The sequence below is a fragment of the Rhizobium sp. CIAT894 genome, from assembly GCF_000172795.2.
In the GTDB taxonomy this organism is placed as follows: Bacteria; Pseudomonadota; Alphaproteobacteria; order Rhizobiales; family Rhizobiaceae; genus Rhizobium.
This window is the reverse complement of record NZ_CP020947.1, coordinates 1294574-1316250: the sequence shown is the minus strand read 5'-3', so window position 1 is coordinate 1316250 and position 21677 is coordinate 1294574. Positions and strand designations below refer to the sequence as shown.

Below are 21677 nucleotides of genomic sequence, written 5' to 3'. Positions count from 1 at the left end.
GAATATTCATTACAAAAATTTAAGCCGTTATAACCACTTAGTGATCGCGACTCCGGAATTATGTCTTTTTTGCGCCGCAATATAAGCGGCTCTATCGGGGCATAAAATTTCGTAACCTTGCCCCCGCAACCTTGCCCAAAAACCGGTCTCGCCCATGAAGAAATTTTGGATCACCGTCGGCATTATCGCCGTTGCCGCCGTCGGAGTCTGGCAATTCGGGAATCTGATCCCCTATGCCTCCCGCATTCCGTACCTCTCGCAGTTCATCAAGCAGCCGGCCGGCAGCAATGGCGGCAGGCAACAAGCGCAGGCCGATCAAGCGCAGAGCGGTGGGCAACAGGGCGGCGGGCGCAAACGTGGCGGCGGCGGCCCGACCGTCGTCAAAACAGTCGCGGCTGTCAAAACGACGCTGCCGATGGATGTGACCGCTTCCGGCTGGGCGGATGCGGATGAAAATACGACCATTGCTGCGCAGGAACAGGGGCTGATCGTCAGCATCAGTGCCAAGGACGGGGCAAGCGTCAAAGCCGGCGACCTGATCGCCAAGCTCGACGACCGGACGGCCAAGGCCGCCGTCGACAAGGACAATGCGATGATCGTGCGCGACACGGCAACCCTTTCGGAAGCCGAGACCGCATTGACGCGCGCGCAGGACCTCTTCGATCAGAAGGCCGGGACTCAGCAGAGCCTCGACCAGGCCGTCGCCGCCCGCGATACCGCCGCCGCCACGGTCGATGCCGACAAGGCGTCGCTTGCCTCCGATCAGATCATCCTCGAAAACACCGATATCCGTGCACCTTTCGATGGCAGGCTCGGTGATATCGGGATCAGCAAGGGCGCCTTTCTCAATGCCGGCTCGGCGATCGTCACCATCGCCAAATACGATCCGATCTATGTGAAATTCCATCTGCAGGAACGCTATCTGCGTGAGCTGAAGATCGCGCTCGCAGCCGGCCCGGTCGAAGTCAGCACGGTGCCGGCTTCCACCAAGGGGCAGGTCCGCAAGGGCGAGATCAGCTTCTACGACAATACGGTCGACACGGCCTCGGGCACCATCCTCGCCAAGGCGAAATTCGAAAACGCCTCCGGCGCGCTCTGGCCCGGCCAGTCGGTCAACATCGTCGTGCATTTCGACAATGACGAGCAGCAGGTGGTCGTGCCGACGGTTGCCGTCAGCCCCGGCCCGGACGGTTTCTTCGCCTTCGTCGCCAAGGACGGCAAATCGCATCTGACGTCGGTCACCGTTGCCCGCGCCAATGGCGGCTTCACCGCCATCGAATCGGGCCTCCAGGCCGGCGACCATGTCGTCATCGAGGGCCAGGGTCAGCTCAGCGACCAGCAGGCGATCAACGAGCAGTTCGACGAAAAGACGCTTGATGTCGCCTCCGCCGAAGAGCCTCGGCAGCAGCAATCCGAGACGATCGCGGTGGGAGCTCAGCAATGATCCCCAATTTCTGTATCCAGCGCCCCGTCGCGACGACGCTGCTTGCCATCGGCGTCATTCTGGCCGGCCTCGCCGGTTACCGGCTCGTGCCGGTGGCAGCCCTGCCGCAGGTCGATTTTCCGACAATCAACGTTTCGGCGCAGCTGAGCGGCGCCTCGCCGCAGACGATGGCGACCTCGGTCGCGACACCGCTGATCAAGCAGTTCGAGACCATTCCCGGGATCAGCGAAATCAGCGCATCGAGCTCGCTCGGCAGCAGCAGCATCGTGCTGCAGTTCGATCTCAACCGCGATATCGACGCGGCCGCAGCCGACGTCCAGGCGGCGATCTCGCATGCGACCCGGCAATTGCCCGACAACCTGACGACGCCGCCGAGCTACCGCAAGACCAACCCGGCCGACGCGCCTGTCATGCTGCTCTCCGTGCAGAGCAACACCATGCCGCGCAGCAAGCTCGACGAGATTGCCGAGGATATCATCTCGCCGTCGCTGTCGACGCTTCCCGGCGTTGCCCAGGTCAGTGTCTATGGTGCGCAGACCTATGCCGTGCGCGTCGAGGTCGATCCCAACAAGCTTTTGACCCGCGGTATCGGCATCGATACCGTCAACAAGGCGCTTTCTGCCGCCAACAGCCAGCAGCCTGTGGGAACACTGCAGAACAATTCGCAGAGCATGACCATCACGGCGAACACGCAGCGCACCAACGCCGAACAGTTCCGCTCGCTTGTTATTGCCAATCCGAACGGCGCGCCGATCCACCTTGGCGACGTCGCCGATGTGCAGGACAGCGTCGAGAACCAGTATACCGGCAGTTGGTATGACGGCCAGCGCGGCATCATCCTTGCCATCCAGCGTCAGCCGGATGCCAACACGGTCGATGTCGTCGATGCGATCAACGCCAAGCTGCCGCAGCTGCACGCGGAAATTCCGCCCTCGGTCAACACCGTCGTCATGAACGATGCCGCAAAGCCGATTCGCGCCGCCATCGCCGACGTCAAGTTCACGCTGTTTCTGACGATCGGCCTCGTCGTTCTCGTCATCTACCTCTTCACCGGCCATGCGACGGCAACGATCATTCCGGGGCTTGCCGTTCCGCTGTCGCTGATTTCGACCTTCGGCATGATGTATGTGCTCGGCTACAGCATCGACAATATCTCGCTGCTCGGGCTGACGCTCGCGGTGGGGCTGGTGGTCGACGACGCGATCGTCATGCTCGAGAACATCCTGCGCCATGTCGAGGAAGGCATGCCGGTGCGGGAGGCGGCGATCAAGGGTGCCGGCGAAGTCAGCTACACCATCATTTCCATGTCGGTTTCGCTGATCGCGGTGTTCATCCCGATCCTTCTGATGGGCGGCGTCGTCGGCCGGGTGTTCAACGAGTTCGGCATGGTGGTCGCCATCGCCATCATCTCGTCGGCCGTCGTCTCGCTGACGGTGACGCCGATGCTCGGCTCGCGCCTGTCAAACAACCACAGCCGCCCGCCGCTTCTCATCCGCCTCTTCGATGCCGGTTTCGAGAGGACGCTCAACGGCTATGACAGGTCGGTCGGCTGGTGCCTTCGCCATCGCGTCACGATCCTCGGGGTTTTCCTCGGCTCGGTGGCACTGACGGTCTATTTCTTCATGACGCTGCCGACGAGTTTCTTCCCGCAGGAGGATATCGGCCGCCTGACGATCAGCACCCAGGCGCGGCAGGACATTTCCTATTCCGCCATGGGGGCGCTGCAGAAGCAGGCGGCAGCCGCCGTCAAGGCCAACCCGGCCGTCAATCACGTGATGTCGACGATCGGCGGCAACCCGAACAAACCGCAGAACAACGGCTCGATGTTCGTCGAACTCAAGGACAAGAACGAGCGCCCGCCGCTTGACCAGACGCTGCGCGAGCTGCGCACGGCAATCAACAAGATCCCCGGATTGCAGGCCTTCGTGACGCCGAACCAGAGCCTGCGCTTCGGCGGCCGCCAGACCGCCAGCCAATATCAGCTGGTGGTGCAGGCGCTGAGCGCCGATCAGACCAATCTCTGGGCCGGCAAGATCCAGGCGGCGATGCGTGGCGACCGCGATCTGTTCACCGATGTGACCTCGGATGCCCAGAACAACGCCCTGCAGGCCAATATCGTCATCGATACCGAGCGGGCAGCCGCTTACGGCATCGACAACGATACGCTGCGCACGACGCTGCAGGAATCCTTCAGCGGATATGCGGCGGCGGAAATCCAGTCGACCGGCGACAGCTACGACGTCATCGTCGAATACGACACCAGCAAACCCTGGGACGACCAGAAACTGTCGGAGATTCGCGTCGCCTCCTCCAATGGCAGCCTGGTGCCGCTGTCGAACTTCGCGCATGTGCAACGCACCACCGGCCCGGTGACCATCAACCAGACCGGTCAGCTGGTGTCGACCACGGTTTCCTTCAACCTGCCGGAAGGCGTCTCGCTCAGCAATGCGACGGCGGCGATCGATCAGATCAAGAACGACATCAGCGTTCCGGCAGACGTCTTCACCTCCTATGGCGGCACGGCGGAGATCTTCCAGCAGTCGCAGGGCAATACGCCCTATCTGATCCTGGCGGCCATTCTGACCATCTATGTTGTGCTCGGCGTGCTCTATGAAAGCTTCATCCACCCGCTCACCATCCTCTCCGGCCTTCCGGCGGCGGCCTTCGGTGCGTTGCTGGCGCTAAAGATCATGGGCTTCGATCTGTCGATCATCGCCCTTATCGGCCTGCTGATGCTGATCGGCATCGTCAAGAAGAACGCGATCATGATGATCGATGTGGCGGTGGAGACCATGCGCACGACGGGCGAAAAGGCGACGGCAGCGATCCACGAGGCCTGCGTGCGGCGCTTCCGGCCGATCATGATGACGACCTTCTGCGCCCTGCTCGGTGCCCTGCCGATCGCCCTCGGCACGGGAGCGAGCTCGGAACTGCGCCAGCCGCTCGGCATCGCCGTCGTCGGCGGCCTGATCGTCTCGCAGATGCTGACGCTGTTCATCACCCCCGTCATCTTCGTCGAGATGGACCGTTTCGGAAACTTCCTCGGCCGCCTGATCGGCACAAAGAAGGTCGAGGAGGAGCCGGAAGTGCAGGTGCAGGAAGCAAGGGCAATGGCTGCCGAATGATGTCGGCCCTCTGAATTCGGCACAGCCGATTGACCCTTCTTGCGGCGCACTTCTTCTTCCATCCAGGGAGAAGAAGTGCGCCTAGATGTGGAGCCTCAATAGGTTGTCCTCGGTGAGGCTCCACATCTAATCACATCGACTTTCGCTCCTCTTGAATGTGTCACGCCTCTGTGGCATCACCCGCCCTCCTTGATCCGGGCGTTCGCACGCCCTTGCGGAGCAGCGCTCCGTTTCCAACAACAATCGGCATGAAGAGGTGCGGGCATGGCTCAGGCGCTGGGTTTGGACTTCGGCACGACAAATACGGTTCTCGCCACGGCGGATGGGCGGGCCACGCGTTCGATGGCGTTTACGAGTACGGCAGGCACGGCCGACAGCATGCGCACGGCGCTTTCCTTCATGAAGGACGCGCAACTCGGCGCTTCGGCGCTGAAGGTGGAGGCGGGCCATGCGGCGATCCGGCAGTTCATCGACAATCCCGGCGACTGTCGTTTCCTGCAATCGATCAAGACCTTTGCCGCAAGCGCGCTTTTCCAGGGCACGATCATCTTCGGCAAGCGGCAGAGCTTCGAAGACCTGATGGAAATCTTCATCCGGCGCCTTCGCCATTACGCAGGCGAGAGCTGGCCCGATGATACCAGCCGCATCATCACCGGCCGCCCGGTGCATTTCGCCGGCGCCAGTCCGGACCCGGTGCTGGCGGTGCAGCGCTACAACGAGGCGCTGACGCGCTTCGGTTTTCCGGAAATTCACTATGTCTACGAGCCGGTTGCCGCCGCCTTCTACTTCGCGCAGAATCTGAAGTCCGATGCGACCGTGCTCGTCGCCGACTTCGGCGGCGGTACGACGGACTATTCGCTGATCCGCTTCGAGACCAGGGCCGGCAAACTGACGGCAACGCCGATCGGCCATTCGGGCGTCGGTGTGGCCGGCGACCATTTCGATGCGCGCATGATCGACAACATCGTCGCGCCGCAGATCGGCAAGGGCAGCCATTTCAAGAGCTTCGACAAGATCCTCGAGGTGCCGTCGAACTACTATGCGAGCTTCAGCCGCTGGAATCAGCTGTCGATCTTCAAGACCTCGCGGGAATTCGAGGATCTGAAGAAGCTGGTGCGCACGGCGCTGGAACCGGAGAAGCTGGAAATCTTCGTCGACCTGATCGACCATGACGAGGGCTATCCGCTCTACCAGGCGGTCTCGGCGACGAAGATGGCGCTTTCCTCCGCCGAAGAGGCTCCGTTCGATTTCGCCCCGCTCGGCCGCGCCGGCCATCGCACGATCAAGCGCAGCGATTTCGAAAGCTGGATCGTCGATGATCTCGCCCGTATCGAAGGCGCGCTCGACGACGTGCTGGAAAAGACCAACACCGATGCATCCGGCATCGACAAGGTGTTCCTGACCGGCGGCACCTCCTTCGTGCCGGCGGTGCGGCGCATTTTCACCGAACGCTTCGACAGCGACAAGATCGAGAGCGGCGGCGAATTGCTGTCGATCGCCCACGGCTTGGCGCTGATCGGCGAACGCGACGACATCGCGCAATGGACTGTGCAATAGCACTGGCAAGGGTGGGCAATCCGTCGCCTGCCCTTTCCATGCCACAGTCTCTCCGCTAAACCTGTCGGATGATCTCCGCCAACGACCTTTCCCCCGCCGAACTCGCAGCGCTTCTGCATTTCCATGCGGATGCCGGCGTGGAATGGCTGCTGGAGGAAGAGGCGGTCGACCGCTTCGCCGAATTCGAGGCGATGAAGGCCGCCCGGCGCCCGCCGACACAGGCGCAGCCTTCCGTCGCCGGGGAAGGTACCGGCTCCGGACAAGGCCGGACAACGCCACGCCCGAATGCAGCGGCGCGCCCGGCGCCGGCCGCGATCGCTGCTTCCGGCCCGCAACCGGCAATCCCGGATGGCGAGGCGGTACAGCAGGCGCGTTTCGTCGCCGAAACTGCGCGATCCCTGGCAGAGCTCAAGACCGCGATCGAGGCCTTCAACGGCTGCAATCTCAAGCACAGCGCCCGCTCGACCATCTTTGCCAGCGGCGATGCCGACAGCGGGATCATGGTGATCGGCTCGGCGCCAGGCGCCGAAGACGATCGCGAAGGCGTGCCCTTCTCGGGAAAATCCGGCCAGTTGTTCGACAAGATGCTGGCGGCGATCGGGCTGACACGCTCGAGCGTGCTGCTGACGCAGGTCATCCCCTGGCGGCCGCCTGGCAATCGCCCGCCCTCGGCCGCGGAAATGGACATCTGCCGGCCCTTCATCGAACGGCAGATCGCGCTGGCAGAACCCAAGGCGATCCTGCTGCTCGGCAATTTTTCGGCCCGCTTCTTCTTCGGCGAAAACGACACGATCCACGGCCTGCGCGGCCGCTGGAAGGAGATTGCCGTTGCGGACTGTGTCATTCCTGCCATAGCCAGTCTGCATCCGCAGGATCTATTGACCGCACCAGTCAACAAACGGCTGGCCTGGAATGACCTGCTCGCCTTTCAAGCGAAGCTTAAGTCCCTCTCTTTGCTTAGAAATTAGCCAAAATTGAATAATTTATGAAATTATCTATGCGCTATACGCATAACTGCATCCCGCCATGACGCATTGCGGAATCAATGCTGCATCGCAATATGAGCTGTGTCTTGGGAGGAACCACAGGAACCAAGGCCATGAACAAGCGTTTTCGTCCTATCCATAGCGGGTTTGAAACCCTTCGCCTCGCCGGCGACCAGGTTCGTTCCACCCACGGCTACAGCCGTTTCGGCTTTGCCGCGAACGAACAAATGATCGCCCGCGGCACCGGCATCAACAGCCGCACAGCGCGCCCCGACGCGATTTTTTCGGACTTCCAGCAATATTGAGCGGCAGGTTTTGCCTGCCCCTTCGCGTCAAGAGTACCCTTGAAATGACTGCAATTCTGATATCGCTTCTGCGCAATGTCGACACGTTCGAGCATATCCGCTCCGCAATCTGCGCCGCGCGGGACTATGAGCGCGAGCGGCTCGGGCCGGCGGATGCCGGCGTTGCGGCAAGCGTTCTCTGATCGGCAGTCGTCAGATCAGCCCCTATCAGATCAGCCGGGCATTTCCTCGATCTGAGCTTTCGCCCATTCGAAAGCTTCGTCGACATATGCGAATTTGACTGCCTGCCAGGCGCAGTATTCCTCGACAAAGTTCCGCGATATCCAGAGATGCGCTTTGCGCGGTTCGTCATCCCAGCCGACGCAGCCGCGTTGCGCCGCCTTTGCCAGGAGCCGCTGCAGGTGGGTGCGCGACATCATGAAATCGGCCGCGAGCGCACGGGTTTCGACGCGGCCGACGGAATACCTCTTCTGCTCGGGGTTTTCTATATCCATCCGGGCGATGAAGTTGTCGACGACGAGGCCGCCGGCTTCCGTCCAAAGGAACAGCGCCACCTGTTCCGGCGGCTCCCGCCAGGCGGCATCTTCCAGGCAATGGCGCGCAATGCGCGGCTGAACGAGCCGCATCAATGTCGGATTCGCCTGGAAAAATGCGGCCCTTTGACCACCATCAAGCAGATCGAGCGCGCCGAGATTGGCGAGAATCCAGGCAAACATCGCCTGATGGCTGACATCGGCCGGCTCGAAATGCCGTGGCCGCCGCCGCTCGTCGCCCGGCGTGTGAACAATGAAGCGGTAGGTAAAGAGTTCTTCGATGAAGGCAAGCACAGTGTTGCGGCTGGCCACCTTGTGGGCGGTGATGCGGCCCGTCAGCCGAACGGCGGTGAAACCCGATGTCGGGTCGCGCGGATCATATTCCAGATTGAGGGCATAGGCGGTCTGGGTCAGAAGCCAGCGCTGATGCGAAGCAAGCAATCGTGCCAGACGCGGGCCGGCATCGAACATACCGCGCATCTGCCCAGCCAAAAAGCGGATGCTCACCAGAAAGGAGCAGTTCCCCGCCAATTGCTCCGCCGTGAATGCCATTGTGCTTTTCTTCACCCCCGCTCAAAGGCCGGCGTTCGGAGCAGCAATACCGAAGCCCTCCCGGTATCAGCGGCCATTCAGACATGCACAGCTTCGAATAAATGATACTCTCTCACCTTCAACAAACATATTCGGCGAAATGACGCTATCCCAAGAATTGACCATTATTTTCGCTTTTTGTTTCATGAGCTTGCAGGCATCAGGCTTGCGGCGTCGTGGCCTTGCGCGCCTCTCTCTGCTCGATGCCCAGCTGATGCTCGCGATAGATGATGAAGATGCCGGCGGAAATGACGATGAGCGTGCCGATCAGCATGGTGACGCTCGGCACGTCGCCGAAGACGAAATAGGCGACGATGCTGCCGAGCAGGATCGAGGTATATTCGAACGGCGCGATGGTGGAGACGTCGGCATGACGATAACTTTCCGTCAGCAGGATCTGCGCGACACCGCCGCAACAACCGGCCGCGATCAGATAAAGGGCCGATGGCCATGGCAGGATGAGCCAGCCGAAAGGCAGGGAGGCCAGCGAGAAGACCGAGGCGGTGAGTGAGAAGTAAAGCACGATCGTCGCCGTCTTCTCCTCCTCGACGAGACGGCGCACCTGGATCATCGCCATGCCGCCGAGAACGGCCGAGAGCAGCACTGAGAGCGCCCCGACGGCCTGTTCGGCCTCCATGCCGCCATCGCGAAACAGGGTGAGTTTCGGCCAGGAGACGATGGCGACGCCTGCAATGCCGACCAGGACGGCGCTCCAGCGATAGATGCGCACGGTCTCGCCGAGAAAGACGGCGGCAAAGATGACGGCGACAAGCGGCAAGGCGTAGCCGAGCGCGATCGCCTCCGGCAGCGGCAGATGCAGGAGGCCGTAGAAACCGAAAGCCATCGACATGATGCCGATCGTGCCGCGCTTGAGGTGACCGACCGGATTGGCGGTGTAGAAGGCGGCGCGCAGCTGACCGATATAGGCGAGATAGGCCATGATCGGAAAGAGCGCGAAGAAGGACCTGCAGAAGGTAACCTGACCCGGCGGGATGTCCGAGCCGGCCAGCTTGATGAAGGTCTGCATGGCCAGGAAGACCACGACCGACGAAACTTTCAGCGCAATGCCCCTCATCGGGTTTTTGAGAACCGCGTGCATGATCCTGGCTCTTCTATCGACTTACCAGCAACGGGGAGACGCGTTCGACTCGGGAACGCAGAGGATGATGCCTCTATCGTAGCGAAAGAAAATCCCGATTGGCGAAAAATCGCGCACAGCGCGGAAGAATCGCAAAATCGCTTTCAGCAGCGGGCTCAATCGTGCCGCATGGGCGCCGCCGCGTCGATTTTTTCCTCTCTTTCGCCATTCGCCCTAAAATGTTTACCTCTGAGCGCGTGGCGTTAACCAATTGAAAACCATAGGCACGCATCGTTTTTGCTGATCTCGAAATTTTCTTCGCCGACAAACGATTGCCCGCCGTCCCCCTCCCAGGATCATTTGATGAAGCCGCTTAGCGCAGAAACCATTGCCCAGTCGCAGAATGCGACACCGCGCTCGATGCGCGTCGTCACCGACGGCATCAGCACCGACCTCGAGCGCTTCAGCGCCGACAACACCCATATCGTCAAGCAGATCAAGCTGCTGGCGATCAATGCGCTGATCGAGGCGGCAAGAGCCGGCGAGACCGGAAAGGGCTTTGCGGTCGTTGCCAACGAGGTACAGCGGCTGGCGCAGATCGCGACCGACATCACCGGCAGGTTCGAAAGCAACGTGCTCGGCCGCATCGGCCTCAGCCGCGCCATGGCGGATTGCCTGGTCGAGGAGATGGAGGGCGTTCGCCTCACGGATCTCGCGCAAACGCTGGTGCAGCTCATCGTCCGCAATCTTTTCGAGCGCACCGCCGATGTGCGCTGGTGGGCGACGGACCCGGCACTCTGGCAGGCGCTTGAGAATCCGGATCGGGAAAGCGTCGCCTTTGCGGCGGAGCGTCTCGGCGCCATCAACCGTTTCTACACCGTCTATCTCGATCTCGTCATGACCGATCTCACGGGCAAGGTGATCGCCTCCGCCAATCCCAAGTTCCAGCGCAAGATCATGGGGACAAGCCTTGCCGGCGATCCGTGGTTCCGCGCAGCGTCCGCCTGCTCCTCCGGCGACGCCTATATTGTCGACGAGGTCAAGGCGAGCCCGACCCATGACAACAGGCAGGCGCTCGTCTATGCCACAGGCGTCCGCGAACAAGGCAAGCTCGACGGCCGGCTGATCGGCACGCTCGGCGTCTATTTCGACTGGCAGAACCAGGGCCAGGCGATCGTCGAAAAAGAGGCGAACCTGCCGCCGCAGCTGGCGGAAAAAACGACGGTCATGCTGCTCGACGGCAAGAGCCGGGTGATCGCCACCACCAACCCCGCCCTGCTGTTTTCCCATTTCGCGCTTGCCAACCCGTCCGGCCGGGCGAAAGGCAGCTACTACGACAATAACGGCTCGATCGTCGCCTTCGCACGCACCCTCGGCTACGAGGATTACGACGGGCTCGGCTGGTACGGCGTCGTCGTGCAGCAGACGGAAAACGACGCGACAATCAAGGCGACGCTCAATCTGAAATAGCGTCTTTCGTGCGACAGCCGCATTCATCTGCTTCCAATACGATATTTTGCCCGCGAACTTGGTGTCCGCGGGCAATTTGCTTTAAGTTTAGTTCAGACTTTAATGTAATCATGCCCGGCAAATTATGGCAGAGTGCGCCCGCCTCTGTATTCCGCGGTTGTCAAATAACGGTCTTCAGGAAACACCATGCGAACAGATACCGGCCAGGTCATTCATCTGGCAGATTACCGTCCCACCGACTTCGTGCTGGAACGCGTGGACCTGACCTTCGAACTCGACCCGACGGAAACAAAGGTCGAGGCCCGGCTGATCTTTCATCGCCGCCCGGGCGCCGATCCCGCCGCACCGATCGTGCTCGACGGCGACGAGCTGACGCTGTCGGGCCTGCTGTTCGATCAGGTGGAAATGGATCCTTCGCGTTATGACGCGACACCGGAAAGCCTGACGGTGCGCGACCTGCCGGAAAGCGCGCCCTTCGAGCTGACGATCACCACGATCATCAATCCCGAGGCCAATACCCAGCTGATGGGCCTTTACCGCACCGGCGGCATCTACTGCACGCAATGCGAGGCCGAGGGCTTCCGCCGCATCACCTATTTCCCCGACCGGCCCGACGTGCTTGCGCCGTTCACGGTCAACATCATCGCCGACAAGGACGCCAATCCGCTGCTTTTGTCGAACGGCAACTTCCTCGGCGGCGCCGGCTACGGCCCCGGCAAGCATTTCGCCGCCTGGTTCGACCCGCATCCGAAGCCGAGCTATCTCTTCGCGCTGGTCGCCGGCGATCTCGGCGTCGTCGAAGACACGTTCACCACCATGTCCGACCGCGAAGTGGTGCTGAAGATCTATGTCGAGCACGGCAAAGAGCCGCGCGCCGCCTATGCCATGGACGCGCTGAAGCGCTCGATGAAGTGGGACGAAGAGCGGTTCGGACGCGAATACGATCTCGACATCTTCATGATCGTCGCCGTCTCCGACTTCAACATGGGGGCGATGGAGAACAAAGGGCTCAACGTCTTCAACGACAGATACGTCCTTGCCGATCCCGAGTTCGCGACCGATGCCGACTATGCCAATATCGAAGCGGTCATCGCGCATGAATATTTTCACAATTGGACCGGCAACCGCATCACCTGCCGCGACTGGTTCCAGTTGTGCCTCAAGGAAGGCCTGACGGTCTATCGCGACCAGGAATTTTCCTCCGATCAGCGCTCGCGCCCGGTCAAGCGCATCGCCGATGTGCGCCATCTGAAGTCCGAGCAATTCCCGGAGGATGGCGGCCCGCTCGCCCATCCGGTGCGGCCGACGACATATCGCGAGATCAACAATTTCTACACGCGCACTGTCTACGAGAAGGGCAGCGAAGTCACGCGCATGATCGCGACGCTGCTCGGCAAGGACGACTTCAAGAAGGGCATGGATCTCTATTTCGATCGCCATGACGGCCAGGCCGTGACGATCGAGGATTTCGTCACATGCTTCAAGGATGCGAGCGGGCGCGACCTCACGCAATTCTCGCTCTGGTACCATCAGGCCGGCACGCCGCTGGTCACCGCATCGGGCAGCTATGATGCGGCCGCCGGCAGCTTTATCCTGTCGCTCGAACAGATGATCCCGGCAACGCCCGGCCAGCCGACCAAGGAGCCGATGCATATTCCGCTCAGCCTGGCGCTTTTCGGCGAAAACGGCGGCAAACTCGAGCCGAGCTCGGTCGAGGGCGCGGAATATGCCGGCGAGGTGCTGCATCTGACCGGCCGCACGCAGACGGCGGTGTTCCATGGCATCGGCTCGCGTCCGGTCGTTTCGATCAACCGCAGCTTCTCGGCGCCGATCAACCTGCATTTCGATCAGAGCCCGGCCGATCTCGCCCATCTTGCCCGCCATGAAACCGATCATTTCGCCCGCTGGCAGGCGCTGACCGATCTGGCGCTGCCGAACCTGCTGAAAGCCGCCCGCGACGCCCGCGAGGGCAAGCCTGTCGTCTGCGAAGCGACGTTCGTCGAGACGCTGCTTGCGGCGGCCGCCGACGAGAGCCTCGAACCGGCCTTCCGCGCTCAGGCGCTGGCGCTACCGAGCGAATCCGACATCGCCCGCGAACTCGGCGGCAACAACGATCCCGATGCCATCCATGCCGGCCGGCAGGCGATCCTGAAACAGATCGCCGAGGCGGGAAAGGATGTCTTTGCCGGCCTTTACGCCGCGATGACGACACCGGGCGATTTCAGCCCGGACGCGAAAAGCGCCGGCCTCAGGGCGCTGAGAAATACGGCGCTGACCTACCTCTCGCATGCCGAGCAGACGCCGGCCCGCGCCAAGGCCGCCTTCGATGCGGCCAACAACATGACCGATCTCAGCCATGCACTGACGATCCTCGCCCATCGGTTTCCGGACAGCACGGAGACCAGCGAAGCGCTCGACGCCTTCCGCGACCGCTTCGCCGAAAATGCGCTCGTCATCGACAAGTGGTTTGCGATCCAGGCCGGCATTCCCGGCGGCAAAACCCTGGAGCGGGTCCGCGCGCTGATGCAGAATCCGCTTTTCAAGCGGACCAATCCGAACCGGATGCGGTCGCTGGTCGGGACCTTCGCCTTTGCCAATCCGACCGGCTTTGGCCGCGCCGACGGCGAAGGCTATCGCTTCCTTGCCGATCAGATCCTCGATATCGACGGGCGCAACCCGCAGCTTGCCGCCCGCATACTCACCTCGATGCGCTCCTGGCGCTCGCTGGAACCGGTGCGGGCCGATCACGCCCGTTCGGCGCTGACCGAGATCGAACAGGCCTCCGGCCTTTCGACCGACGTGCGCGACATCGTTGAGCGCACGCTTAAAGGGTAGTTTGCTTCGGCCGGCCGTCGTGAAAAATTCGGCGGCCGGTTGCCGAGCAGATCGAATCGCCCGAAAAGCGCGAAATTATAAATAGTTAATGGATTTTTACCTTTGCCTCTGGACAAGGCGAATCACCCGTGATTCTCTAGGTCAGGTTCGAGCGAGCGGCGCGCGAATCACACGAGGGACAAGGCGAAGAGATGATGGACGTGCGGCGGGCAACCGTGGCCGGTGGACGGCTGCGTGTCGATTTTGACGGGTTGAAAGCCTGGCGAGACAGCCTTTCCGGTCATGCGACATCGGAACCAATTCTCCGTCATTTGCCGAAGGCCGAACTGCTCTTGAAGCGCGCCATTCCGGCGCTGATCGTCGCCTTCCTCTTCGTCGTCGCCGCGTCGCATTTCTTCGGCATGGTCAGCGAATATTCCCGCCTGGAAGCCTCGGCCCGCCATGCCACCGCGCTTTCGGCAGCGACCGCCTCAGCCGTGTTTGCCGATGCGTCCGAGATCTTCGACAGCGGCGATGCCGCCGAAGCGCAGGCCCGGCTCGCCCGGTTCCTGCCGCAGGACCGGCTGGAGAACGGCGCCTTCGTGATGCTCGTGCAGGCAAACGGCAAGGTCTTTGCCGCGACGACCGCAGGGCTTTCGCATGTCGGCAGCAATGTCGGCGACTTCTTCCCCGAGGTCTCGGCGATCCGGCGTTTCGGCGATCGCGCCGACGTCATCGAAACGACGATCGGCGGTGTGCCGCATTACGCCGAAATCACGCTGATGGGCAATGCCGGCGGTTATATCATCGCCGCCACCTCGCTCGACGAGATCAGCCAGCTCTGGCGCGAGCAGATGGCGCTCAACGTCACGCTGTTTGCCGGCATCTCGTCGATCCTGCTGGTCATCCTCTATGCCTATTACACGCAGGTCAAACGCGCCCGCGATGCCGACGACATCTTCCTTGAATCGAACCTGCGGGTGGAGACGGCGCTGTCGCGCGGCCGCTGCGGCCTTTGGGACTTCGATTTCGACAACCGCGAATTCTTCTGGTCGCGCTCGATGTACGACATGCTCGGCCTGCCGGGCTCCGACAAGGCGATGGGCTTCGGCGAAGCCGCGCGGCTGATGCATCCCGATGACGGCGGGCTTTACGAGATCGCGCGCGCTATCGCCAAGGGCCATTCCGGCCAGGTCGATCAGATCTTCCGGATGCGTCACGCCGGCGGCCACTATGTCTGGATGCGCGCCCGCGCCCAGGTGATCCGCAGCAATTCCGGCCGCATGCATCTGATCGGCATCGCGATGGACGTGACCGAACAGCATCGGCTGGCTCAGCGCTATGCGGAAGCCGACCAGCGGCTCGCCGACGCCATCGAATGCACCTCGGAAGCCTTTGTGCTCTGGGACAAGAACGATCGGCTCGTCATGTGCAACACGCATTTCCAGCAGGCCTACGGTCTGCCGGACAGCGTGCTGGTGCCCGGCACCGAGCGCTCGATCGTCCATGCCGCCGCTGCCCGCCCGGTCATCGAGCGGCGGATCGCCGATGCCGACGGCCCCGGCTATTCGCGCACGACCGAGGTGCAGCTTGCCGACGAGCGCTGGCTGCAGATCAACGAGCGGCGCACCCGCGACGGCGGCAGGGTCTCTGTGGGAACCGACATCACCCTGATGAAACGCCATCAGGAGCGGCTGCGCGAATCCGAGCGCCGGCTGATGGCGACGATCGGCGATCTCTCCGCCTCGCGCCAGACGCTGGAGATTCAGAAATCCGAACTTTCGACGGCGAACGCCAATTACCAGGCGGAAAAGGAACGCGCCGAGGCCGCCAACAAGGCGAAATCGGAATTCCTCGCCAACATGTCGCATGAGCTGCGCACGCCGCTCAACGCCATCCTCGGCTTCTCGGAAATCCTGCAGAACCAGATGTTCGGGCCGCTCGGCTCGCTGAAATACGACGAATATGCCCGCGATATCCATGACAGCGGCAAACATCTGCTCAACGTCATCAACGACATTCTCGACATGTCGAAGATCGAGGCCGGCCATCTCAGGCTGCATTGCGAGCGCATCGATCTCGTGCCGCTGATCGAGGAAAGCCTGCGCTTCACCGCCATTCCGGCCGCCGAGAAGAACATCGTCATCGATCAGCGCATCTCATCCGGCCTGACGCTGACCGCCGACCGCCGGGCGATGAAACAGGTGCTTTTGAACCTGCTCTCCAATGCGGTGAAGTTCACCGACAATGGCGGCCGCATCGCGGTGCGCACCCGCCGCATCGACGGCGCCGTGCTCGTCACCATCGCCGACACCGGCATCGGCATTCCACGCTCGGCGCTGTCGAAGATCGGCCAGCCCTTCGAGCAGGTGCAGAGCCAGTATGCCAAGAGCAAGGGCGGCTCCGGCCTCGGGCTTGCCATCTCCCGTTCACTGACCGCGCTGCATGGCGGCCGCATGAAGATCCGCTCGCGCGAAGCTGTGGGCACGGTGATCTCGCTGCGCATTCCGGATGATGTCTAAAACACGTCGCCGTTCATCCTGCCTCAGGCCGTTACGACCTTCAGGAAGATCTTCCTGACCGCTTTCGAAAGCCGCTTCACCTCCGCTTCCAGCGTCTTGATGTCAGGGCAGTCGCCGGCACGGCAGACGAGATCGGCGAGACCAGCCGGCGCGTCATTCGGATCGAACAGGCCGTCGATGGAGAGACGGATTAGTTGCGACAGGCTGGTATAAAGCGCGAAAGCCTCGAGGCATATGTCGAGATCGGCCGCCACCATCAGCCGGTCGCCAAGCACCTTCAGAGCTTCGCCGGTGCTCAGCCCGTTGACGGCAATACCGACGCCCCGGGTGGGGGCGATCAGCGCCAGGTACTGGGCGATGAATTCGAGGTCGATGACGCCGCCGGGGATCAGCTTCAGGTCCCATGGGCCGGAGGGCGGCTTTTCGGTGTGGATCAGTTCGCGCATTTCGGCGACGTCATGCGCCACCTTGGCGATATCGCGATCGGCCGATAGCACCTCCCGGACGATATGCTCCGCCTCGGCGATCAGGCTGTCATCACCAGAAATCAGTCGGGCGCGGCTCAGCGCCATATGCTCCCAGGTCCAGGCCTCCTGGCGCTGATATTTGCCGAAAGCGTTGATGCGGGTGGCGACCGGCCCCTTGTTGCCGGAGGGGCGCAGCCGCATGTCGACCTCATAGAGCACACCTTCGGCGGTCGGCGCCGAAAGAGCGGCAATCAGCCTCTGGGTGATGCGGGTGAAATAACGCGTCGCATCGAGCGGTTTTGCCCCATCGGATTCGGAGGCTGCGTCGTCATAATCATAGAGCAGGATCAGGTCGATGTCGGACCCCGCCGTCAGCTCGAAGCTGCCGAGCTTGCCCATGCCGGCAACCGCGATGCGTCCGCCTGGATAGTCGCCGTGGGCAGCCCGCATCTCGCTCACCACTGCATCGAGCGCGGCTGCGATGATAAGATCGGCGAGATGGGTGAAGGCGCGTGCGGCCATCTGGCCGTTGATTGCGCCGGTCAGCAAGCGGATGCCGATCAGGAAACGCTGCTCGGCGGCGAAGATGCGCAGCCGGTCGAGCACCTCCTCATAATGGCGCGCCTGGACGAGCGAGCCTTTCAGCCGTTCGCCGAGATAATCGCGGGTCGGCAGCTCGGCCATCAGGCCGGGGTCGAGCATGCCGTCGAAGACATGCGGCCGGGCGGCGATCACCTCGGCAAGCCGGGGTGCCGAGGACATGATGTTGACGATCAGCGACAGCAATGCCGGATTGCTGCCAAGCAGCGAAAAGAGCTGGATGCCGGCGGGAAGGCCCGAGATGAAACTGTCGAAACGCAGCAGCGCCTCGTCGGCGCGTTTGCTTTCCCCGAAGACCCGCAAAAGCTCCGGCGCCAGCTCCGTCAGCCTTTCGCGCGCCTCGACCGATTGCGTTGCGCGGTAGCGGCCATAATGCCAGGTGCGGATGATGCGGGAAATGTCGGACGGCCGGGTGAAACCCAGTCTCTTCAGCGTCTCCAGCGTATCCGGATCGTCGCCCTGGCCGGTGAAGACGAGGTTTCCGGTATCGGTGGAAAGTTTGCTTTCCTGTTCGAAGAGATGCGCATAACGCCGCTCCACCGTCTTCAGCACGCCGACCAGCCGCTCGGCGAAGCTTGGCGTATCGGTAAAGCCCATCATGAAGGCGATGCGCTTCAGGTCGGCATCCGTCTCCGGCAGCAGGTGGGTCTGCTCGTCGCGCACCATCTGGATGCGATGCTCAACATCGCGCAGGAACCAGTAGGACTCCGTCAGTTCGTCACGGGTCTCGGCGTCGATCCATTTCGCCTTGGTGAGTTCACCGAGCGTTTCTTCCGTCGCCCGGCCGCGCAGGGCCGGCATGCGGCCGCCGGCGATCAGTTGCTGCGTCTGGACGAAGAATTCGATCTCGCGGATGCCGCCGCGGCCGAGCTTGACGTTATGGCCTTTGACCGCAATGGCGCCATGGCCCTTATGCGCATGGATCTGCCGCTTGATCGAATGAATATCTGATATTGCCGCATAATCGAGATATTTGCGGAAGACGAAAGGGGAAAGCCCGCGCAGGAAAGCGCCGCCCGCTGCCAAGTCGCCGGCAACGGCGCGCGCCTTGATGAAGGCGGCCCGCTCCCAATTCTGGCCCCTGCCCTCATAATAGATCATCGCCGCATCGACCGGGATCGCCAGCGGCGTCGAGCCGGGATCGGGGCGCAGTCTGAGATCGGTGCGGAAGACGTAGCCGTCGGCGGTGCGCTCCTGCAGGATGCGCACCAGCCGGCGCATCATCCGTGGGAAGATTTCGATCGCGTCATCGGGATCGGGCACAATGCCCGCCTCTTCGTCGAAGAACACGACGAGATCGATATCGGAGGAATAGTTGAGTTCGCAGGCGCCGAGTTTGCCCATGCCGAGCACGATCAGCCCCGAGCCGTCGCTGGGAACTGCCGGATCCCGCAGCTTGAGCTTTCCTCCCTCATGCGCCGACAGCAGCAGATGATCGATCGCAGCTGCAACCGAAGCTTCGGCAAGCTCGCTCAGCCAGGCCGTCGTCGCCCGCCCGTCGAAGATGCGCGCGAGATCGGCGACGGCAACGAGGAAGGCGACCTTGCGCTTGATGATGCGCAGCCTGGTCATGACAGCCGATTCCGCCGGTGCGGCGCCCTCGCCATCCGGGCGCCAGCAGCCCCGCGCCTCGGCGACCAGCGCCTCGATCTGCGGTTCCAGCGGCTGCGCGATGGCGCCGGCGAGGACGGCCGGGTCGAGATTGACGATTTCGCGCAGATAGGGCGACAGCGTCAGCGCCGCCGCGATGAAATCGCGCAGCGGGCCTTCCGTCTTCAGCATCGCAGCCACCGACGGCTCGCTTTTGCCGGCCTCCTGAAGGTCGGTCAGCGCCAGCTTCAGTTCCGTCTGGCTCAGCGGCCGCAGCAGCCCTTCGGCCACATCCTTCAGGCCATGCGTCGATTTCGTCAGCATGCGCTCTCCCTGGCTTTCGGCGGAAGGAGCAACCACGTCGAATCGCAGTTCGCGTCCTCGATCGACATTAAACTAGGATCTTGGCGCAAAACCGCCAATACGCGGAAGGCGATCAGGCGGCCTTGGCCGGAAAAATCATGCTGACCGTCAAACCGCGCTGTTCGGGCTTGTCGGGATCGGTATCGGAGAGTTCCAGCCGGCCGTTATGCAGCTCCATGACGGCCTCGACCAGGGAAAGACCGAGCCCCGTGCCGGGCTTCGAACGGCTTTCGTCAAGGCGGACGAAGCGCTTCACCACGTCGTCGCGCCGGTCGGCCGGCACACCCGGCCCGTGGTCGGCCACCGACAGGCAGATACCGTCCGGGCGGCGGGCGAGCTTCAGCGACACGATGCCCGCCCCTTCCGTATCGGAGGAATATTTGATGGCATTGTCGAGCAGGTTGAAGATCGCCTGGCCGATCAGCTCGCGATTGCCCTGCACCTCGACACCGGGTTCGACGCTGGCGCTCAGGCCAAGCCCGGCGTCCTCGGCCGCCGGCTCGTAAAGCTCGGCGCTGTCGGAGACGATCGCCGAAAGCTCGACCGGCGACATCTCGGCGGCGACCGATCCGGCCTCGACGCGGGAAATCATCAGCAGCGCGTTGAAGGTGCGGATCAGCTGGTCGGATTCGGAAATGATGCCTTCGAGCGCCGTGCGCCGCGTCTCGCCATCGCCGAGATCGAGCGCATCGGCCGCCTTGTTGCGTAGCCGCGTCAGCGGCGTCTTGAGATCGTGAGCGATATTGTCGGAGACCTGCCGCAGGCCCTCGTTGAGTTTCTCGATGCGCTCCAGCATGGTATTCAGCGACATCGACAGCCGGTCGAATTCATCGCCGGAGCCACCGACCGGCAGGCGCTGCGACAGATCGCCGGCCATGATCTTCTTGCTCGCATCCGACATGCGGTCGATGCGTTTCAGCGCATTGCGGCCGATGGCGAACCAGATGATGATGGCGCCGAGCCCCATGATCGCCAAGGCCACCATCAGCGCCTGGCGCACCAGCAGGCGGAAACGCTCGGGATCGCCGAGGTCGCGGCCGATCAGGATCCGCAAGCCGTTGTCGAGCACGAAGATATTGGCGATCGCCTTGTGGCGGCGCTCGACGCCGCTGTCGGTATAACGCTGATAGATAAAGGGCGCGGAGGTCCAGCCGATTTCCTCGAACACGCCAGGCTGCACCGAAGCGACGTTGCCGGCGAGGATATCGCCCGAGGGACCGGCGATGACATAGAGATTGGCACCCGGCTGGCGGGCGCGCCGCTCCATCGTGCGCAGCAGAAGGTTCATGCCGCCGGTGTCATAAGCGCGCTGCACCTGCTCCACCTCCTGCTTGACGGCGTCGCGGATCTGGCCGGTGAGCAGCCGTTCCGACATCGCCGTCACATAGAAGACGAGGGTCGCGGCGCAGATGGCGAAAAGCAGGATATAGAGTGCCGAAAGGCGGACTGCGGTGGACTTGAAGAGAACCCTGAAGCGGCTCATCCCTCATCCTTGATCATGTACCCCGCGCCCCGAATGGTCTTCAGAAGCGGCTGGCTGTAGTCTTTTTCGATCTTCGAGCGCAGCCGCGAGACGTGGACGTCGATGACGTTGGTCTGCGGGTCGAAGTGATAATCCCAGACGTTTTCGAGCAGCATGGTGCGGGTCACCACCTGGCCGGCATTCTTCATCAGATATTCGAGCAGGCGGAATTCGCGCGGCTGCAGCAGGATTTCCTTGCCGCCACGGCGTACCTCATGCGAGAGCCGGTCGAGTTCGAGATCGGCGACACGATAGACGACGTCCTGATCCGGCGTCCCCTTGCGGCGGCCGAGCACCTCGACGCGCGCCAGCAGCTCGCTGAAGGCATAAGGCTTCGGCAGGTAGTCGTCGCCGCCTGCACGCAGGCCGGTGACGCGGTCATCGACCTGACCGAGGGCGGAGAGGATGAGAACGGGGGTATGGATGGCCTTGCGGCGCAGTTCGCTGATGACGGAGAGCCCGTCCCGGCGCGGCAGCATGCGGTCGATGACGATGACGTCGTAGGTGTTTTCCGACCCCATGAACAGGCCGGCCTCGCCGTCGCTGGCGTGATCGGCGACGATGCCCGCCTCGCGAAAGGCTTTCGTGAGGTAGACGGCGGCTTCGAGATCATCTTCGATGATGAGAATCTTCATGCGGCCGACATTACCCACCGGCTGCGTTTCGGCAAGGCTCAAAGCATCTTCCTGCGGGGCGGCGCTCATCGCGAT

Annotated in this window: 14 protein-coding genes; 9 read left to right on the top strand and 5 right to left on the bottom strand. The window is 62.4% G+C overall.

The genetic code is table 11. The annotated features are described in order from the left end of the window. The first annotated feature begins 154 nt into the window (after window positions 1–154). The 6 genes from RHEC894_RS06530 (at window position 155) to RHEC894_RS32880 (ending at window position 7599) form a co-directional block, all read left to right on the top strand. The gene (locus RHEC894_RS06530; RefSeq protein ID WP_085736676.1) at window positions 155–1444 is read left to right on the top strand and encodes an efflux RND transporter periplasmic adaptor subunit; all 1290 of its coding nucleotides are present in this window, start codon (window positions 155–157) and stop codon (window positions 1442–1444) included. Further along, window positions 1441–4569 carry an efflux RND transporter permease subunit gene (locus tag RHEC894_RS06525; RefSeq protein ID WP_085736675.1) on the top strand — a complete coding sequence of 1043 codons (3129 nt, stop codon included), beginning with the start codon at window positions 1441–1443 and terminating at the stop codon, window positions 4567–4569. Before RHEC894_RS06530 ends, RHEC894_RS06525 begins: the two co-directional genes overlap by 4 nt. A 264-nt stretch (window positions 4570–4833) precedes the next feature. Further along, the gene (locus tag RHEC894_RS06520) at window positions 4834–6126 is read left to right on the top strand and encodes an Hsp70 family protein (RefSeq protein WP_085736674.1); all 1293 of its coding nucleotides are present in this window, start codon (window positions 4834–4836) and stop codon (window positions 6124–6126) included. A 68-nt stretch (window positions 6127–6194) separates the two neighbouring features. After that, complete coding sequence (locus tag RHEC894_RS06515) at window positions 6195–7094, top strand: uracil-DNA glycosylase (protein ID WP_010069254.1); 900 nt, start codon at window positions 6195–6197, stop codon at window positions 7092–7094. Window positions 7095–7225: 131 nt separating this feature from the next. After that, on the top strand, window positions 7226–7417 hold the full coding sequence (locus tag RHEC894_RS06510) for a hypothetical protein (RefSeq protein WP_010069253.1): 192 nt from the start codon (window positions 7226–7228) through the stop codon (window positions 7415–7417). A gap of 44 nt (window positions 7418–7461) precedes the next feature. Next, entirely contained in the window at window positions 7462–7599 is a 138-nt protein-coding gene (locus RHEC894_RS32880) for a hypothetical protein (RefSeq protein ID WP_010069252.1), read from the top strand. Window positions 7600–7629: 30 nt separating this feature from the next. On the opposite strand, the gene RHEC894_RS06505 is transcribed toward RHEC894_RS32880, so the two are convergent. Then, a complete protein-coding gene (locus RHEC894_RS06505; protein WP_010069251.1) occupies window positions 7630–8502 on the bottom strand; it encodes a hypothetical protein in 873 nt (290 codons plus the stop codon). Between the two features lie 199 nt (window positions 8503–8701). Continuing rightward, a complete protein-coding gene (locus tag RHEC894_RS06500) occupies window positions 8702–9640 on the bottom strand; it encodes a DMT family transporter (RefSeq protein ID WP_085736673.1) in 939 nt (312 codons plus the stop codon). Between the two features lie 342 nt (window positions 9641–9982). Between RHEC894_RS06500 and RHEC894_RS33750 the strand changes: the two genes are divergently transcribed. The 3 genes from RHEC894_RS33750 to RHEC894_RS06480 all read left to right on the top strand — a co-directional run bounded on the left by RHEC894_RS33750 (window position 9983) and on the right by RHEC894_RS06480 (window position 16425). Next, window positions 9983–11089: a methyl-accepting chemotaxis protein gene (locus tag RHEC894_RS33750; RefSeq protein WP_085738883.1), complete on the top strand. Its 1107-nt coding sequence runs from the start codon at window positions 9983–9985 to the stop codon at window positions 11087–11089. A gap of 186 nt (window positions 11090–11275) precedes the next feature. Further along, entirely contained in the window at window positions 11276–13924 is a 2649-nt protein-coding gene (gene pepN, locus RHEC894_RS06485) for an aminopeptidase N (RefSeq protein ID WP_085736672.1), read from the top strand. 191 nt (window positions 13925–14115) lie between these two features. After that, window positions 14116–16425, top strand: coding sequence for an ATP-binding protein (locus RHEC894_RS06480; protein WP_085736671.1), 2310 nt, complete (start codon window positions 14116–14118; stop codon window positions 16423–16425). Window positions 16426–16448: 23 nt separating this feature from the next. Here RHEC894_RS06480 and RHEC894_RS06475 read toward each other — a convergent pair whose 3' ends face one another. The 3 genes from RHEC894_RS06475 to RHEC894_RS06465 all read right to left on the bottom strand — a co-directional run bounded on the left by RHEC894_RS06475 (window position 16449) and on the right by RHEC894_RS06465 (window position 21671). Continuing rightward, window positions 16449–19406: a bifunctional [glutamine synthetase] adenylyltransferase/[glutamine synthetase]-adenylyl-L-tyrosine phosphorylase gene (locus RHEC894_RS06475; RefSeq protein ID WP_085736670.1), complete on the bottom strand. Its 2958-nt coding sequence runs from the start codon at window positions 19404–19406 to the stop codon at window positions 16449–16451. A gap of 112 nt (window positions 19407–19518) precedes the next feature. Further along, window positions 19519–20928 (bottom strand): HAMP domain-containing sensor histidine kinase, encoded by a 1410-nt coding sequence (locus RHEC894_RS06470; RefSeq protein ID WP_085736669.1) that lies wholly within the window; start codon window positions 20926–20928, stop codon window positions 19519–19521. Then, window positions 20925–21671: a response regulator transcription factor gene (locus RHEC894_RS06465; protein ID WP_037077550.1), complete on the bottom strand. Its 747-nt coding sequence runs from the start codon at window positions 21669–21671 to the stop codon at window positions 20925–20927. Before RHEC894_RS06465 ends, RHEC894_RS06470 begins: the two co-directional genes overlap by 4 nt. Window positions 21672–21677: the final 6 nt, after the last annotated feature.

What these genes read in the sequence shown, in the direction of transcription:
- RHEC894_RS06530 (WP_085736676.1), top strand. Translation starts at nt 155, where the DNA reads ATGAAGAAATTTTGGATCACCGTCGGCATTATCGCCGTTGCCGCCGTC.
- RHEC894_RS06525 (WP_085736675.1), top strand. Translation starts at nt 1,441, where the DNA reads ATGATCCCCAATTTCTGTATCCAGCGCCCCGTCGCGACGACGCTGCTT.
- RHEC894_RS06520 (WP_085736674.1), top strand. Translation starts at nt 4,834, where the DNA reads ATGGCTCAGGCGCTGGGTTTGGACTTCGGCACGACAAATACGGTTCTC.
- RHEC894_RS06515 (WP_010069254.1), top strand. Translation starts at nt 6,195, where the DNA reads ATGATCTCCGCCAACGACCTTTCCCCCGCCGAACTCGCAGCGCTTCTG.
- RHEC894_RS06510 (WP_010069253.1), top strand. Translation starts at nt 7,226, where the DNA reads ATGAACAAGCGTTTTCGTCCTATCCATAGCGGGTTTGAAACCCTTCGC.
- RHEC894_RS32880 (WP_010069252.1), top strand. Translation starts at nt 7,462, where the DNA reads ATGACTGCAATTCTGATATCGCTTCTGCGCAATGTCGACACGTTCGAG.
- RHEC894_RS06505 (WP_010069251.1), bottom strand. Translation starts at nt 8,502, where the DNA reads ATGGCATTCACGGCGGAGCAATTGGCGGGGAACTGCTCCTTTCTGGTG.
- RHEC894_RS06500 (WP_085736673.1), bottom strand. Translation starts at nt 9,640, where the DNA reads ATGCACGCGGTTCTCAAAAACCCGATGAGGGGCATTGCGCTGAAAGTT.
- RHEC894_RS33750 (WP_085738883.1), top strand. Translation starts at nt 9,983, where the DNA reads ATGAAGCCGCTTAGCGCAGAAACCATTGCCCAGTCGCAGAATGCGACA.
- pepN (WP_085736672.1), top strand. Translation starts at nt 11,276, where the DNA reads ATGCGAACAGATACCGGCCAGGTCATTCATCTGGCAGATTACCGTCCC.
- RHEC894_RS06480 (WP_085736671.1), top strand. Translation starts at nt 14,116, where the DNA reads ATGATGGACGTGCGGCGGGCAACCGTGGCCGGTGGACGGCTGCGTGTC.
- RHEC894_RS06475 (WP_085736670.1), bottom strand. Translation starts at nt 19,406, where the DNA reads ATGCTGACGAAATCGACGCATGGCCTGAAGGATGTGGCCGAAGGGCTG.
- RHEC894_RS06470 (WP_085736669.1), bottom strand. Translation starts at nt 20,928, where the DNA reads ATGAGCCGCTTCAGGGTTCTCTTCAAGTCCACCGCAGTCCGCCTTTCG.
- RHEC894_RS06465 (WP_037077550.1), bottom strand. Translation starts at nt 21,671, where the DNA reads ATGAGCGCCGCCCCGCAGGAAGATGCTTTGAGCCTTGCCGAAACGCAG.